The organism is Vibrio sp. MMG023 (assembly GCF_021654215.1).
Classification (GTDB): Bacteria; Pseudomonadota; Gammaproteobacteria; order Enterobacterales; family Vibrionaceae; genus Vibrio; species Vibrio jasicida.
In genome coordinates this window covers 574,172-589,657 of sequence record NZ_JAKFZP010000003.1, presented here as the reverse complement: position 1 = coordinate 589,657, position 15,486 = coordinate 574,172, and the positions used below count along the sequence as shown (strand labels likewise).

The window sequence follows — 15,486 nt, the reverse complement described above, 5'->3', positions numbered from 1 at the left end:
AATCCCTTTTATAATTCTAAGAAGTTTTGAATAAGCTTCGCGCCCGCTTTTGAAGAACGCTCAGGGTGGAATTGTACGCCGTAGTAGTTACCGCTTTGTACTGCTGCTGTGAACGGGTTGCCGTACTCGCATTCCGCAATCGTGTAATCCCCAACAGGCATTGCAAAGCTGTGCACGAAGTAGAAGTACTCACCTTCTTCAATATCTTTGAAAAGTGGATTACCTGCTTTTGCAGACACTGTATTCCAACCCATGTGCGGCAGCGGTAAATCGCCAGTTTGTAGTAGCTTCACTTCGCCATCACAAAGCCCAAGACACTCAACCAACTCGTCGGCTTTCTGCCCTTTCTCTTGAGACACTTTGCCCAACAGTTGCATGCCTAAACAGATACCTAACAGCGGCTTTTCTACCTGTTTTACCAAGCTGATCAGATCGCGCTCTTCTAGGTTTTTCATCGCTTCGCTAGCGGTTCCCACGCCCGGTAGGAATAGCTTATCTGCCGACAATACAACTTGCGGATCTTTTGAAATAGTTACGTCATAGCCTAGGCGTTCAATAGCAAACTTCACCGAAGAGACGTTGGCACAGCCAGTATCGATAATGACAACTTTCTGTTCTGTCACTGTTTTTCTCCTTGCTAACGTTAGCCTTAAAGCACGCCTTTACTACTTGGTAGCTCAGTGCCTTCTACTTTGATTGCTTGGCGCAAAGTACGACCAAACGCTTTAAACAAGCTTTCAATGATGTGGTGATCATTGTTGCCCGCAGAAGACAGGTGCAGCGTACACGCTAATGTGTCAGTCAGAGAGCGGAAGAAGTGAACCACCATCTCTGTTGAAAGATCACCTACTTGCTCACGGCTAAACTGCGCGTCGAACTTGAGGTAAGGACGACCAGATAGGTCTAGTGCACATTGTGCTAAACACTCATCCATTGGAAGACTAAAGCCAAAGCGACCAATACCACGTTTGTCACCCAGTGCTTCTTTCAACGCTTGACCCAACGCAAGAGCGGTATCTTCTACTGTGTGGTGATCATCAATGTGCAGGTCACCTTCCACTTTGCACACCATTTGGAATCCACCGTGCGTCGCGATTTGATCCAGCATGTGGTCAAAGAAGCCAAGACCTGTAGAAATATCGTTACCGCCTTGCTCATCAAGATTAACGAATACTTTGATGTCTGTTTCTTTTGTGGTGCGAACCACTTCAGCAACGCGAGCCTTCACTGTGAGATCTTTGAGGATCTGTTTCCAACCCATGGTTTCTGGGTTGTATTGAATGCCACGAATTGCCATGTTTTCTGCAAGTTGAAGATCGGTTTGACGATCGCCAATCACAACGGAGTTTTGAAAATCAACTTTGCCACCTTGAAGGTACTCTTTGACCAAGCCTAATTTAGGCTTACGGCAAGAGCAGTTATCTTCATCGAAGTGAGGACAAATCAGCACGTCATCAAACTTCACACCCTGAGATTCAAAAATGTCCATCATCATGTTGTGTGGTGCATCAAAATCTTCTTGTGGGTAGCTGTCAGTACCCAAACCATCTTGGTTCGTGACCATCACTAGACGGTATCCAGCGTCCTGCAACGACAACAGGCTTGGGATAACAAATGGCTCTAGCTTTAGTTTGTCTAAACGGTCGACTTGAAAATCAATCGGCGGCTCAACAATTAAGGTGCCATCACGATCAATAAAAAGGATTTTTTGTTGTTTGCTCACTCGAGAACTTCCTTATTGCTATTCTTTTGGCGCTCCCGCTATTGAGCGAGAGCGATTAATTTTATCTCTACTTATGCGTAGTAGTTTCTAATAAATCCAAGCGTTTTTTCGCACTCGTCGCGGTTACCCACGCTGATACGCACACAGTCTTCGATTGGCGAGTTACGCAGGATAATCCCCGTATCCCAAGCTGCTTTGAAAACATCATCGCCATCTGGGAATTTCACCAATAGGTAGTTACCCCATCCTTCAAACACTTCCAAACCCGGAATCATTGAAAGGCCAACTTGCAAGTAAGCACGGTTCGCGTTCAAATCGAGCACTTGGAACTTGGCTCGCGCTAAACCAGCTTCTGAAAGCGCCTGAGTCGCAATTTCTGCCACTGGTACTGGTACTGGATACGGTGCGATAACTTTAAGAAGTACATTAATCAGCTCTTCGTTCGCAAGCGTAAATCCACAACGCAGGCCAGCAAGCGCGAAAGCTTTCGACAGAGTACGCAAAATCGCAAGGTTCGGGTATTGCGCCAGTAAGTCTACCGTTGAAGCTTCCGGGCAAAAATCAATGTACGCTTCGTCCATCACCACGATTGCACGGTCTTTTGTCATTTCTAGTAGAGAGACGATGTCTTCACGCTTGACCAAGTTACCTGTTGGGTTGTTTGGTGAACATACGAAAACCAATTTGACGTTATCTAGATTGGCTTCGATGCTTGCAAGGTCTAGTTGCCAATCTGACGTTAGTGGCACGGTTTTACGCTCGACACCAATGGTTTCTGCGCTGATAGCGTACATACCGTAAGTCGGTGGACAGTATAAAATCGCATCTTCACCCGGCTCACAGAATGCACGAATCAGTAATTCAATACCTTCATCTGCACCACGAGAAGTCAGCGTTTGTTCTGGTTTTACACCCGCATAGGCTGCGTAAGCAGAAATCAGTTCTTTAGGCTGACATTCGCTGTAACGATTAAGGCGAGCGAAGTCTGTTTTGTATTCATTGTTAAATGGCGATTCGTTGGCGTTCAGCCATACGTCACCTGTACCACCAATTCGACGAGCCGACATATAAGGGGTAAGTTGTTGGACTTGTTTGCGCGCTAGCTTTTCCATCTCAATATCCTCTTACTTAGCTGCCAGCTTTTCTGTGCGGGTTAGTTTCTCAGTACGGATTGTCACTGCACGTTTGTGCGCATCCAGACCTTCTGCTTCCGCCATCGTTACCACTGTTGGCGCAAGGTTCTTTAGACCATCAGCAGACAGTTCTTGAACCGTCATGCGCTTGGAGAAATCAGCCAAACCTAAGCTTGAATACGTGCGTGTGTAGCCGTAAGTAGGAAGAACGTGGTTGGTGCCCGATGCGTAATCACCTGCTGATTCAGGCGACCAATCACCTAGGAAGATAGAACCTGCGTTATCTAATAGAGGTAGAAGCTCACGAGGGTTCTTAGTCTGAACAATTAAGTGCTCAGGACCGTAGTAATTTGAAATCGAAATAGATTGAGTGAGAGACTCAGCAATAATAATCAAGCTTGACGCCAATGCTTGCTCGGCGATCTCCGCACGAGATAGCTCTTTAAGCTGACGTTGAACCGCATCCGTCACTTGATCCGCAATAACAGGAGAAGGCGTCACAAGTACCACTTGAGAATCAGGACCGTGCTCTGCTTGGCTCAAAAGATCCGCAGCGATAAAGTCTGCATCTGCGGTTTCATCAGCAATCACAAGCACTTCAGATGGACCTGCAGGCATATCAATCGCAGCACCGCGGAAATCATTGCTAACCTGACGTTTTGCTTCCGTCACATAAGCGTTACCTGGACCAAAGATCTTATCAACTTTAGATACAGTCTCTGTGCCATAAGCCATTGCAGCGACGGCTTGGCCACCACCAACGTTGTACACTTCATCAATGCCGCACAGTTTAGCTACGTACAGAATCTCGTCAGCGATTGGCGGTGGAGAGCAAAGCACCACTTTACGACAACCTGCAATTTTTGCAGGAACACCGAGCATTAGAACAGTCGAAGGCAATGGCGCACTACCGCCAGGAATGTACAAACCCACTTTTTGAATTGGGCGCGTTACCTGCTCACAAAGGACACCCGGCTGAGTTTCTACTTTAATTGGTTGTGGCTTTTGTGCTTTATGAAACTTCGAGATGTTTGCATAAGCTTGCTCAAGCGCGCCTTTCATCTTTTCAGAAAGGCGAGCAGACGCCTCATCGATTTCTTGAGCTGATACACGAATGGATTCCGGCTTCACACGGTCAAACTTCTCAGTCAGCTCCAATAATGCAGCATCACCCTCTTTACGAACTTTTGCGATTACTTCAGAAACCGCAGCAGTGATGTTTGCGCCTTCTGCGATTGCCGGACGTTCTAGAATCGAGTCTTGTTGAGTTTCACTCAGCGATTGCCATACAACTGTTCTCATTGCGATTACTCCATCATTTTTTCAATTGGTAGTACCAGAATTGAGCTCGCACCCAGTTCCTTTAGCTGTTCCATGGTTTCCCAGAACAGGTTTTCAGTACTTACCAAATGAACCGCAACTTTTTGCTTGTCAGCAGATAGAGGCAATACCGTTGGGTCTTCTGCACCCGGTAATAGAGACTTAATTTGCTCAAGCTTCTCAGCAGGCGCATGTAGCATGATGTATTTTGACTCTTTTGCTTGCTGCACGCCTTGCATACGAGTCAATAGCTTATCGATAAGCGCAACTTTATCGGCGTCAAACTCACCTTTGCGTTGAATTAACGTTGCCTTCGACTTAAAGATAACTTCGGCTTCTTTTAGACCATTGGCTTCTAGCGTAGCGCCAGTAGAAACCAAGTCAGCGATAGCATCTGCTAGACCAGCTCGAGGCGCAACTTCTACAGAGCCTGTCAGCATACAAGTTGAGAACGGTACACCCGCTTCATCCATGTAAGCTTTTAGCAGTTGCGGGTACGTGGTTGCGATGCGTTTGCCTGCTAGATCTTGAGGACCGTTATATTCTTCGTCTTTGTCGATTGCGATAGACAAACGGCAGCCGCCAAAATCAAGACGACGAAGCTGAACAAAGTCATAAGGTTCGCCCAAAGCTTTACGGTCTAAACGAACTTCTTCTAATTCATTCTCACCAATAAAACCTAGGTCAACAACACCATCCATAATTAAACCTGGGATGTCATCATCGCGAACTAATAACAAATCAATGGGCATATTTTCAGAATGAACGACCAGACGCTCACCCATTACATTGAATTTCACACCACACTTTTTCAATAGAGCTTGGCTCTCTTTACTTAGGCGGCCTTTTTTCTGAATTGCGATTCTTAAGCGTTGTGTTTGCATTGCTTTATCCCTGTGCCAGATTCGATAATCTAAATATTTTATAAACCAGTAAAACTAAAAAACCCTCGAGAGATTTTGGTCTCCCGAGGGTTTGAAATCTGTTTACACTTTGATTTTCACCTCCGGGAGTATCCTGTCTCCCGGGTATGCGCGCATCTCCCGAAAGACTAAATTGGGTGATGATGGTGATGAATGTTCATTACAAAATTGCGCATACTTATTTCAAGGCTCGTCTTAGTTGCTTTGTTAGTAACCACACTAACCAAGCTGATTCTTTTTTTCAACCCTTAATTTTAAAAAAAATCGAATTGTATAATACAAATAAAAAAGGAGGCCGAAGCCCCCTTTTATTTTATTTTAATTATCAAGCAATTAAGCGTTCTGACATGATGCCATTTTTGACTTAGAAAGCCATGACAAAATTGCGCAAACGATAACAAAAGTAATCGACGCAGCAATGAAAGAGAATACGATAGATGCAGTCATACCAAGAGCGATAAAACCCACGCATGAAACAAGCGCGACTGATAATGCATAAGGCAACTGAGTCGATACGTGATCAATGTGATTACAACGGGCACCTGTCGACGACAGAATGGTCGTATCAGAGATTGGTGAACAGTGGTCACCGAATACCGCACCTGCCAGTACTGCACTCAACATTGGCAGCATAAGCGCTACGTCTGTTGCACCTGCCATGTCGCCCGCGATAGGGAGCATGATACCAAACGTGCCCCACGACGTACCTGTCGAGAACGCCATTAGGCCAGATAGCAAGAATAGGATGACTGGTAGCCAATGCGGATTAATATTGCCCTGAGCCATAGTCGATAGGTAAGAACCCGTCTTCATGTCACCGATAACAGAGCCGATAGTCCAAGCAAACACAAGGATAAGGATCGCACCAAACATTGACTTCGCACCAATCCAAAGTGTGCGGCCAATTTCCGCCATTGGGATGCCTTGCTTAAGTACGGTAAATAGTGCAACCGCAAGGCCCAGCAAGCTACCGTAAACTAAAGAAGTACCTACATCAGTGTTCTCGAACGCACCAAGGAGCGCAAACTCTTTACCATCAGCGGCTAGGGCCTGCCCACCGGTGTAAAGCATAGAAGCGATCGTAGCAATGATAAGCGTAACGATAGGGAGAACTAGGTCAGAAACTTTACCCTTCTCGCTTTCACGAATATCTAGCTCTTCGTTTAGTTCATGTGCTTCTTGCGTGTCGTTTTCTTTGTCTTTTTCAAAACCACGGCCCTGAGAGGCTGCAATTTCGTGCTCACGCATTTTACCGATATCAAGACCGAACCACGCTACTGCAAATACCATAAGTAGAGCAAATACAGCATAGAAGTTCATTGGAATAAGACGAACATACGCACCGAGTGCTGAGTATTCAGTGATGCCGTGTGACACCAAGATACCGCCGATGATCGTAATGATGTAAGCACCCCAGCTTGAAGCAGGCATAATCACACACATAGGAGCTGCGGTGGAGTCTAGAATGTACGCCAGTTTAGCGCGAGACACATAGAAACGGTCTGTTACTGGACGAGAAATCGCACCAACAGCAAGACTGTTAAAGTAATCGTCGACAAAAATGAACACGCCTAAGAAGGCAGCAAGAAGTTTAGAGCCACGTTTACTTTTAACTCGTGTTTGCGCCCATTCAGCGAAAGCGCGAGTACCACCAGATAGCGTCAATAGCGCCGTTGTCATACCTAAAAGAATTAGGAAACCGACAATACTCATGTTCCAAGTGTTAAGACCGCCGTCTTCAATAAAGACAGAAGAAACTTGAGAACTCACATAACCTATCGTGTTACCGATAGACCAATCATTAAGCAGAATCGCACCAAGTACGATACCTACACCAAGAGAAACTAATACGCGTCGAGTTAAAATCGCCAGTGTCAAAGCGACAATCGGCGGTAGTAACGAAACAGGAGAATGTGCAAAATCTATTAAATTCATGATCTTCAAAAACCAAAGTTTGGCTAGAGATCTACTGCAGACAAGTCACGTAGCATACGGTACGTGCTCATGTTGAACTTAGCGACAGGGAAGCGAACACTCCACCCAACCCTACAGTAGCGCTCCATAGTTTAATGTAAATATACTATGGCAGTGTTGTTCCTTTCAGAGACAACCCCAGCAAGTGGTTTTGATAGGCCACTTACTTCGGCAATCTTCGCCTTCCACTATTATTCATTGGCATCACCCCAATAATAGCTACTCTTCGAGACTGCACCTCTACGGCAACAACAAATAATTAACCATTAATTGTACAAATTAACAACAAATTATCTGCAATATTGCATCAGGTGACAGCCATTGTACTCATGAAGACCTCCAATGCAACACATCAAACTAAATTAAATGAATAAATAATCGCAATTTTGATTTATAAATAGAATGTGAGCTACCTATAGATTGAGCAACTGCAATCACGACAATGCTGTCTTTTATGAAACTTTATTACTACCATCAATTCTTCATGTTTTGTGTTCTAACAATAAATGAAAGAAATATGACATTCGGTTTTCCCTCTTTTCCTACTTTTCTGTCAGATTGAGAGAAATAGAATTCAACATATAAATAAAGAAACCACTAATCGAGAAAAACGCAGTATCTATAATGAAAAAACTGAGGTTAAACTCAATTAAGAATTCATATCTGTAAATTAATATTGCTTTATTACGAAAAAACCCAAGAAATTTAATCTAAATCATGAATTAGCATTTGCACATATGAGAAAGATAAAGTTAAATATAAGGACTCTATGTTTTATTTCTCGTTTAGCATTTAATTAATCGTATCGATAACTAGTGTTGAACCTTTTAACCTATTAATAGGAATCGTTATGTCAGAGCTGACTAAAACACTTCTAAATATCCGTAGCCTTCGTGCATTCTCTCGTGAGCTGACTCTAGAACAATTGGAAGAAGCTCTAGATAAATTAACTATCGTTGTTGAAGAGCGTAAAGAAGCTGAAGAAGCTGACCGCGCAGCACTTGCTGAGCAAGAAGCAAAACTTGCAGCTATCGCTGAGCAAATCGCTCAAGACGGTATCGACGTTGAAGCACTAATCAGTGCACTATCTGGCGAAACGAAGACTAAAGCGAAAGCTAAACGCGCTCCTCGTCCAGCTAAGTACAAGTACACTGACACTAACGGCGAAGAAAAAACTTGGACGGGTCAAGGTCGTACACCTTCATCAATCCAAGAGCAACTTGATGCAGGTAAATCTCTAGACGATTTCCTAATCTAATAAAAGATTTATGAAATTAAAAAAGGTTCCCAAATGGGAACCTTTTTATTTATCTGTAAATAGATACAAAAATGGCGCATTTGGAATGCGCCATTTTTCGTATGCTAGGAATTACCTAATTCAACGTGATTAATTAACGTTCCCAGTATGCTTCTTCCAAACTATCTTCACGCTCCGGCAGGCCACGAGAAAGACGTGGAGAGTGTTGAACTAACACTTCATAACTTGCACGGTTTGCGTATTTACAAACTTGAGAGAATGAAGAGTAAGTTAAATACTCATTGCTGTGCTTGCTTGAGTTAGGCACATTTTCTTTGTGGTATTTATTTGCCGCCATATCGTGAAGAACTGCAGACAATGCCGCATCACCTGCGCCATTGGTGTTCTTAATTTTTTCTGGGCCACCCATGTATGGAGAGATATGTGAATATACTTTAATTGCATTCTCGCACGTATCTTTCTTCGCTGGGCGACTAAATTCGAAACGGTTAAATTCAGCAATAGAACCAGGAAGTAATGGCAAAGAAGTTTCACGTTTCGCGCTATCTTCAGTGTAACCAGCCATAAATAGGCCAACAGGGCCAGAAGTACAAAGCACTAGATCAGCCCAATCTAACGTTTTATCCGATGCTGCTAGAGGATCAGATTCGCCCGTTAATGCTTCCGCTTCATCTTCATTCATTGCAACAACAGAAACGTTATCGCGAATAAACTCTTGCCAGAATGTAGGGTCATCTTGAATAACGAATTTGGTACCTAGCGTTAATACAACAGGTACATCGTGTTTCTTCGCGTATTCAATCGCACGCATCGTTGCTTCCGGCATTGGGTCGCCTTCTTTACAACGAACAAGGTATGCAGTCAGTACTAAAGCCGACGCACTCTTGAAAATCTTTTCAGGGATATTGTCTGGGTGAAGTTGGTTCATTTGACCTTCGCTGATAGCGAAAGTACGTTCACCGTCTTCAGTAATAAGAGCAAAACAACGACCAATTGCACCCTCAACACCTTGTAGGTAGTTCAGATCCATGCGGCTTGATGTGTTACATAAGTAACGGTAACCGTAGCTGCCGATTTTGATATCTTGGCTCATTACACCCAGAAGCGTTGAGCGGTCATCTGCCAACACAGAATAATTGTGTAGCGTATTACCAATCGTGCCTCCTGCATACTCATTGGTAATTAGGCATTCTTCTTTTAATTGTTGATAAAGCGCTTCTGCTGTTGCGTCATCAATTACCAACGAGTGTCCTTTACTCAAACCGTACTTTTCAATCACATCCGTTGTAACTTTCGCCTCAATATCAACCAGAGTCTGATCAATACCAATGATGTGAGTGCGCGTCATCTTTTTGCTTTCTTGTGCTTGGCTCACCAATGGGTCACGAGCATGAACAGGAAAATAGTGCTTCGATTTGCGTTGTCCAGGAAATTTCATATTGTTAGTCTGAGTAAGGGATGAAAAGGAGAATGGATTCTATACCGCTGACAATAAAGCAGCAATAAAAGCGATTATAGCAAACGTTTGCACCCTGCTTTTTATTTTCTAACGCTCTATTCGCCTTCCATGAAACCCAAATCAGGCAGCTGTTCGAGGTGTTCGGTATAGCGCTTTAGATTGAATTCACCTTCATTTTTCATCACGTCGAAAATCTCGATAGACATAGCACACGCCATCATCGCAACCGCATCTTCACGTGGTGTGCCAGTCATCATCAAACGCATTAACGTCTCTTTGACTTTAATAGGGTTACCATCTTCAAGTTGATTCTCTACAATTTCAATCAACTCAGCTTCTTGCATAAATTGGTTTTCTTCAGTCATTTGATTTTTCCTCTTGGATTTTTGCCAACTATGCCATATATAACCCTTCTATACTTATCGAATTTAACGCTCACGTTCGTATTTGGATAAATTTAAGCCAAAATCGAAGTGTGATTTCGATCTCGGATCTGTCACCGGTCTGTGGATTCTGTTAGAATCTGCGTCCCGTTTATTTAAGTGGTGTTTAGTAATGTCTGATAACAGCCAAAAGAAAGTCATCGTCGGTATGTCCGGCGGCGTTGATTCATCTGTTTCTGCGTATCTTCTAAAGCAACAAGGCTACCAAGTAGAAGGCCTGTTCATGAAGAACTGGGAAGAAGATGACAACGAAGAATATTGTACAGCAGCAGAAGACCTTGCTGATGCTCAAGCAGTATGTGACAAGCTGGGCATTCACCTACACACCATCAACTTTGCTGCTGAGTACTGGGATAACGTATTTGAGTACTTCCTTGCAGAATACAAAGCTGGTCGTACACCAAATCCAGACATTCTTTGTAACAAAGAAATCAAGTTCAAAGCATTCCTAGAGTTCGCTGATGAAGTGCTTGATGCAGATTACATTGCAATGGGTCACTACGTACGTCGTTCATTCCCAGAGAACGCTTTATCTGGTGAAGAACAGGAAAAACCACAGATGCTACGTGGTCTCGATGGCAACAAAGATCAAAGCTACTTCCTGTACACATTAAGCAACGAGCAAATTGCACGTAGCCTATTCCCTGTTGGTGACCTAGAGAAGCCAGAAGTTCGCCGCATTGCGGAAGAGCAAGATCTAATCACCGCGAAGAAGAAAGACTCGACGGGTATTTGTTTCATCGGTGAGCGCAAGTTCACTGAGTTCCTCGGTAAATACCTACCTGCGCAACCTGGCAACATTGAAACACCAGAAGGCGAAGTGATTGGTCAACACCAAGGCCTGATGTACCACACGCTTGGTCAGCGTAAAGGTCTTCACATCGGTGGACGTAAAGGCGGCGGCGGTAACGAAGACCCATGGTTCGTTGGCGAGAAAGATCTAAAGCGTAATGTTTTGATCGCGGTACAAGGTAAAGACCACCCGATGCTAAAATCAGAAGGTCTACTTGCATCACAACTTCACTGGGTAGATCGTGAACCAATTCGCGATGTTATGAAGTGCACAGTGAAAACACGTTACCGTCAGGAAGATATTCCTTGTACAATCATCCCTATCGATGATGAGAACATTAAGGTGATCTTTGACGAACCACAAATTGCCGTGACGCCAGGTCAATCGGCCGTGTTCTACAAAGATGACGTGTGCCTAGGTGGCGGCATCATCGAGCAACGCATTAAATATTCTCAAGCTTAGGAGTCGTTACGTGGCGAATACACTTTATGACCGTACTATCGCTTTCGCAGGCATTTGCCAAGCTGTTGCATTGGTTCAACAGGCAGCGAAAGACGGACATTGTGATCAAGATGCCTTTGAAACGTCAATTAACGCCATTATCAATACAAACCCAGCGAACACTATTGGTGTCTTTGGTCGTGAATCCGACTTAAAGCTGGGTCTTGAGTGCTTAGTGAAAGGGATTGATAGCACCCCGTCAGGGAGTGAAGTTACTCGCTACATCATTAGCCTAATGGCATTAGAGCGCAAGCTAACAGGCCGCAACGATGCAATGTCACAACTTGGTGACCGTATCCAAATGGCTCAGCGTCAAACGGAACATTTTGAATTGCTGGACGATCAAATGATCAGCAACCTAGCAAGCATTTACTTGGATGTTGTTAGCCCTATCGGCCCTCGCATTCAAGTTACCGGTACCCCATCCGTGCTGCAACAAACCTCTAACCAACACAAAGTTCGCGCGTTGTTGTTATCAGGTATCCGTAGTGCAGTACTCTGGCGCCAAGTTGGCGGTAAACGTCGCCACTTAATCTTTGGACGCAAAAAGATGGTCGAGCAAGCACAAATTCTTCTTGCTCGTATGTAATAAGGTAATAAATAAGCAGCTCGCGTTTATCGCGAGCTCATTTTTTTCTACCAAAACAAATCCCGCGCAAACGTTTGCGCAATATTCGTGACAATTGCCACAGTTATTGGTATAAAGCTCACGAAATTTAGAAACCCAATTCAGGAGAACATCATGGAACTGTCAGCATTGACTGCTGTTTCACCAGTAGACGGTCGTTACGGAAGCAAGACAATTGCGTTACGCGAAATTTTCAGTGAGTACGGTCTACTTAAGTACCGTACTATCGTTGAAATCCGCTGGCTACAAAAGCTTGCTGCTACTGCTGAAATTGCAGAAGTGCCAGCGTTTAGCACAGAAGCAAACCAATTCCTAGACGACCTTGCTGCAAACTTCTCTGAAGAAGATGCACGCCGTATCAAAGAGATCGAGCGTACAACTAACCACGACGTTAAAGCGGTTGAGTACTTCCTCAAAGAGAAAGTAGCAGACGTTCCTGAACTGCACGCAGTAAACGAGTTCTTCCACTTTGCATGTACTTCTGAAGACATCAACAACACATCACACGCTCTAATGCTTAAAGAAGCGCGTGAAACTGTGATTCTTCCAGAAATTCGCAACCTAATCGACGCAATCAAAGCGCTTGCTGTTGAATACCGCGACATCCCACTTCTGTCTCGTACACACGGCCAGCCAGCTTCTCCATCTACAATGGGTAAAGAAATGGCAAACGTGGCGTACCGTATGGAGCGTCAATTCAAGCAAATCGAAAACGTTGAGATCCTAGCAAAAATCAACGGTGCAGTAGGTAACTACAACGCACACCTTTCTGCTTACCCAGAGCTAGATTGGCACCAGTTCTCTGAAGAGTTCATCACTGAATCTCTAGGCGTAACTTGGAACCCTTACACAACTCAGATCGAGCCTCACGATTACATCGCAGAACTATTCGATGCGGTTGCACGCTTCAATACAATCCTGATTGATTTCGATCGTGACGTTTGGGGTTACATTGCACTAGGCCACTTCAAGCAAAAAACCATTGCTGGTGAGATCGGTTCTTCCACAATGCCTCACAAAGTTAACCCAATCGACTTTGAAAACTCTGAAGGTAACCTAGGCCTTGCGAACGCAGTATTCGGTCACCTAGCACAGAAACTGCCTATCTCTCGTTGGCAACGTGACCTTACTGACTCTACGGTTCTACGTAACCTTGGCGTTGGTGTTGGCTACGCAATCATCGCTTACACTTCAACGCTAAAAGGCATCAGCAAGCTAGAAGTAAACCGTGAAGCGCTTCTTGCTGAACTCGACAAGAACTGGGAAGTACTAGCAGAGCCAGTGCAAACAGTAATGCGTCGTTACGGCATCGAGAAGCCATACGAGAAGCTAAAAGAGCTGACTCGTGGTAAACGTGTAGACGGCGAAGCAATGCGTAACTTCATTGACGGCCTTGAGCTTCCTGAGCACGAGAAAGCACGCCTGAAAGAGATGACACCAGCTAACTATATCGGTCAAGCAATCGAGCTGACAGACAAGCTGTAAGATTCGGAATTCCAAAAGTCGTGAGGGTTGACGTGAAAGCGTCAACCCTTTCTTTATTTTTGGGGTAACAGGCTTCGCCCTACAGAACGCTACGCTTAGGGGTGATGGATGAGGGATAAGACTCGATTATATCCATTCAAAAGACACCTTTGCCAACACATCCCAAACTTAACTTCCATTTACTGGAATAATAGCGCGCTACTCTCGACTCCCAGAACGAAGCGATCTCACATCTCGATTCTTTATTTCTATTGCCTCTGGAAGAAAAGAGTAATCGTCCCTACCTCGACCCCGAACTTCTTAATCTTGGTGAGATTAAACACGTGCATTTCATCTTGGCGGTAAAGCCAGTCATCGAACGATACCGTGATAGTTGAATCATCCATTTTCAACTCGAAGTCATATTGCCATTGCAGCGCATTACCCATCTCTTTACCGGTCGCTACACCAATAATGTCGTCCGCTTTCCCTTGATAAGTACCATCTTCGAGTCTGGTAATGACCCATATACGCTGGTCAAGCTCGCCATCATCAAAGACAAAATCTTCCACCAGTGTTAGCTCATTGCCTTTCACTGTACCGACGATGTCGACCTCGAAGCGACGCGTTTGCTTATCGGTGTAATCCTGCACCATTCCCCATGCTTTGACATCACCTTCGAAATAGCCGAACAAATCGAAGGCTGGAGTAGCGGGTTGGTAATTGTCGATATCAGCAGAACATGCGCCAAGCAGTGTTACCGCTGCGACAATCGAAGTTTTTAAGATACGCTTTAGTACTTTCACTACCTTACCTGCCCAATAAGTTGTTTACGAAGTTTAGGAAATTCAGTTTTTGGTGATAACCAAATGGATAGAAACGCATCATTGAGTCGCTCATCCTTAACATAACCAACTATCTGATAAGGCTTGCTGCCCGCTTGTCGATAGATAAGTCGCCCTGTTTTTCCATCAGTGAGGTAGGTAAGCTCATCGCCTTTTTTGATGTTAGGGAACATGGTGCCAAATTTAGAGATCCAAGCCTGACGGTAAGCTTGCGTGAAACCAAGCTTTTGCCATTGTTCATCCGTCACATCAAGAAGTTGCTGCTTACTAATGTCTCTTTGATAATTAATTTCGAGCGCAAATGGGTGAGGAGAAACGTCATTAGAGACGAGGTACTGTCCGTCTGGTGCTTTCAAGGTTGACTTATAAACATCAAAAACGAACCAAGTAAGTTGTGCTTCTCCAACCGTTTGCCACTGCTGCCACATCGGTAAAGCGCTTGTTCCTGTAATCGTCTGAGCTTGTGAAGACATCACAAAAAGTAAAGCCGTCATCAACAAACTGTTAGTCAGGTTCTGTTTCCAATTTCTCTTCAAGCTTTTCATTTCCGTATACCCTGAGTATCAAAAGCATTACTAAACACCATTCGACAAACAAAATTGCGAGGGTAATGCTTGTGTTGAATCCAAATTCAACGGCTTGGAGCTTGTAACCAGCAAAGTAGCTCGCTGTTCCTCCGATGCCGCCTACTACTGATACGTAGTTTTTTGGGAAACGGTACAAAATTGACTGGAGTTGGTAGGCATACCAAGAAAATAAAACCCACAAGCAGACAAGCCACATGGGCAACCAAACAGTTGGGAATAGGAGGACAGACAGTTGCTTGTTGAGGGTGTCAAGTACCAAGCCCATGAACACGACTATGGCAACACTTTTGAGAGTGAAAGGCTCGACTCTCCAACAATACACCAACGTTAGTAACGTAAGCACTAACGTCAGCCATTGCCATTGATAGGTTCCAAGCACGGCGGCGAACCAGCAGAGTTGAAACCATGTTGATGCAATAAACAGTCTCATAAAGG

15 protein-coding genes, 1 riboswitch and 1 other annotated feature are annotated in these 15,486 nt (G+C 44.4%); of the genes, 4 read left to right on the top strand and 11 right to left on the bottom strand.

Annotation, left to right across the window (positions count from 1 at the left end; translation table 11 throughout):
- Positions 1 to 8 precede the first annotated feature (8 nt).
- The 6 genes from hisH to tet(35) form a co-directional block, all read right to left on the bottom strand.
- A complete protein-coding gene (gene hisH / locus L1076_RS12345) occupies positions 9 to 623 on the bottom strand; it encodes an imidazole glycerol phosphate synthase subunit HisH (protein ID WP_017821716.1) in 615 nt (204 codons plus the stop codon).
- Positions 624 to 649: 26 nt separating this feature from the next.
- Positions 650 to 1,723, bottom strand: coding sequence for a bifunctional histidinol-phosphatase/imidazoleglycerol-phosphate dehydratase HisB (gene hisB / locus L1076_RS12340; RefSeq protein WP_038867120.1), 1,074 nt, complete (start codon positions 1,721 to 1,723; stop codon positions 650 to 652).
- A gap of 71 nt (positions 1,724 to 1,794) precedes the next feature.
- Positions 1,795 to 2,835: a histidinol-phosphate transaminase gene (hisC, locus tag L1076_RS12335; protein WP_237303694.1), complete on the bottom strand. Its 1,041-nt coding sequence runs from the start codon at positions 2,833 to 2,835 to the stop codon at positions 1,795 to 1,797.
- 12 nt (positions 2,836 to 2,847) lie between these two features.
- A complete protein-coding gene (gene hisD, locus L1076_RS12330; RefSeq protein ID WP_038881450.1) occupies positions 2,848 to 4,158 on the bottom strand; it encodes a histidinol dehydrogenase in 1,311 nt (436 codons plus the stop codon).
- A 5-nt stretch (positions 4,159 to 4,163) separates the two neighbouring features.
- Positions 4,164 to 5,060 (bottom strand): ATP phosphoribosyltransferase, encoded by an 897-nt coding sequence (gene hisG / locus L1076_RS12325; RefSeq protein ID WP_038867112.1) that lies wholly within the window; start codon positions 5,058 to 5,060, stop codon positions 4,164 to 4,166.
- 53 nt (positions 5,061 to 5,113) lie between these two features.
- Positions 5,114 to 5,252: a sequence feature (His leader region), on the bottom strand.
- A 180-nt stretch (positions 5,253 to 5,432) separates the two neighbouring features.
- Positions 5,433 to 7,034 (bottom strand): tetracycline efflux Na+/H+ antiporter family transporter Tet(35), encoded by a 1,602-nt coding sequence (tet(35), locus tag L1076_RS12320; RefSeq protein ID WP_038881452.1) that lies wholly within the window; start codon positions 7,032 to 7,034, stop codon positions 5,433 to 5,435.
- Between the two features lie 109 nt (positions 7,035 to 7,143).
- Positions 7,144 to 7,324: riboswitch (Lysine riboswitch) on the bottom strand.
- Positions 7,325 to 7,923: 599 nt separating this feature from the next.
- Here tet(35) and L1076_RS12315 point away from each other — a divergent pair.
- Positions 7,924 to 8,331 carry an H-NS family nucleoid-associated regulatory protein gene (locus L1076_RS12315; protein WP_038867108.1) on the top strand — a complete coding sequence of 136 codons (408 nt, stop codon included), beginning with the start codon at positions 7,924 to 7,926 and terminating at the stop codon, positions 8,329 to 8,331.
- Between the two features lie 133 nt (positions 8,332 to 8,464).
- On the opposite strand, the gene L1076_RS12310 is transcribed toward L1076_RS12315, so the two are convergent.
- Positions 8,465 to 9,769, bottom strand: a complete 1,305-nt coding sequence (locus L1076_RS12310; RefSeq protein WP_038881454.1) for an inosine/guanosine kinase — start codon at positions 9,767 to 9,769, stop codon at positions 8,465 to 8,467.
- A 116-nt stretch (positions 9,770 to 9,885) separates the two neighbouring features.
- Positions 9,886 to 10,155, bottom strand: coding sequence for a hypothetical protein (locus L1076_RS12305; protein WP_038867102.1), 270 nt, complete (start codon positions 10,153 to 10,155; stop codon positions 9,886 to 9,888).
- Positions 10,156 to 10,345: 190 nt separating this feature from the next.
- Here L1076_RS12305 and mnmA point away from each other — a divergent pair, with 190 nt between their 5' ends.
- The 3 genes from mnmA to purB all read left to right on the top strand — a co-directional run bounded on the left by mnmA (position 10,346) and on the right by purB (position 13,640).
- Positions 10,346 to 11,488 carry a tRNA 2-thiouridine(34) synthase MnmA gene (mnmA, locus tag L1076_RS12300; RefSeq protein ID WP_038867100.1) on the top strand — a complete coding sequence of 381 codons (1,143 nt, stop codon included), beginning with the start codon at positions 10,346 to 10,348 and terminating at the stop codon, positions 11,486 to 11,488.
- 10 nt (positions 11,489 to 11,498) lie between these two features.
- Positions 11,499 to 12,116 (top strand): high frequency lysogenization protein HflD, encoded by a 618-nt coding sequence (gene hflD, locus L1076_RS12295; protein ID WP_038867098.1) that lies wholly within the window; start codon positions 11,499 to 11,501, stop codon positions 12,114 to 12,116.
- Positions 12,117 to 12,269: 153 nt separating this feature from the next.
- Positions 12,270 to 13,640: an adenylosuccinate lyase gene (gene purB, locus L1076_RS12290; protein WP_038867096.1), complete on the top strand. Its 1,371-nt coding sequence runs from the start codon at positions 12,270 to 12,272 to the stop codon at positions 13,638 to 13,640.
- 248 nt (positions 13,641 to 13,888) lie between these two features.
- On the opposite strand, the gene L1076_RS12285 is transcribed toward purB, so the two are convergent.
- From L1076_RS12285 to L1076_RS12275, 3 genes are read right to left on the bottom strand one after another with little or no spacing between them, the layout of a single operon-like run.
- Entirely contained in the window at positions 13,889 to 14,407 is a 519-nt protein-coding gene (locus L1076_RS12285) for a DUF3833 domain-containing protein (RefSeq protein ID WP_038867167.1), read from the bottom strand.
- Positions 14,408 to 14,424: 17 nt separating this feature from the next.
- A complete protein-coding gene (locus L1076_RS12280) occupies positions 14,425 to 15,009 on the bottom strand; it encodes a chalcone isomerase family protein (protein WP_237303693.1) in 585 nt (194 codons plus the stop codon).
- Positions 14,969 to 15,481 (bottom strand): DUF2878 domain-containing protein, encoded by a 513-nt coding sequence (locus L1076_RS12275; RefSeq protein ID WP_237303692.1) that lies wholly within the window; start codon positions 15,479 to 15,481, stop codon positions 14,969 to 14,971. Before L1076_RS12275 ends, L1076_RS12280 begins: the two co-directional genes overlap by 41 nt.
- Positions 15,482 to 15,486 lie beyond the last annotated feature (5 nt).